1 tRNA gene and 1 pseudogene are annotated in these 547 nt (G+C 73.3%); one reads left to right on the plus strand and one right to left on the minus strand.

Features of this window, described 5'->3' with window-relative positions:
• Positions 1-407, plus strand: a pseudogene (locus IH13_RS0135360) (cytochrome c biogenesis protein CcdA); the annotation flags it as partial.
• A 41-nt stretch (positions 408-448) separates the two neighbouring features.
• On the opposite strand, the gene IH13_RS0135365 reads toward IH13_RS0135360, so the two are convergent.
• Positions 449-522, minus strand: a tRNA-Phe gene (locus IH13_RS0135365).
• Between the last annotated feature and the right edge of the window lie 25 nt (positions 523-547).

Raw genomic sequence — 547 nt, forward strand, 5'->3', positions numbered from 1 at the left:
GAAGCCCCGTCTACGGCGGGCTGCTGCTCGCCGTCTACGCCCTGGGCATGGCCGTCCCGCTCTTCGTGCTCGCCCTGCTCTGGGAGCGCTTCGACCTGGGGCGGAGGCGCTGGCTGCGCGGCCGGACCCTGAGTCTGGGGCGGCTCCGCCTGCACACCACATCCCTGCTGTCCGGTCTGTTCTTCATCGCCCTCGGCGCGCTCTTCCTGGTGTACGACGGCACGACCGCCCTGCCCGGACTGCTCGACGTGGACGACTCGTTCGCCGTGGAGCGGTGGGCCCAGCGCCTCGGTGAGCGGGTGCCGGACGCGGTCGCCCTGGGCGCCGTGGTGGCGGTGGCGCTGCTGGCCGTCGGCGTGCAGACGTGGCGGCGGCGCGGGGCGCGCAAGGAGGAGGAGGCGGCCTGACACGACGAAGGCCCCGTCCACCGGACGGGGCCTTCGGGAGGTGGCTGGGGCCGGGATCGAACCGGCGACCTATCGCTTTTCAGGCGATCGCTCGTACCAACTGAGCTACCCAGCCACGCGGCGCACGAGGCGTCGCAGCG

It is taken from the genome of Streptomyces sp. NRRL WC-3549, assembly GCF_000721935.1.
Classification (GTDB): Bacteria; Actinomycetota; Actinomycetes; order Streptomycetales; family Streptomycetaceae; genus Streptomyces.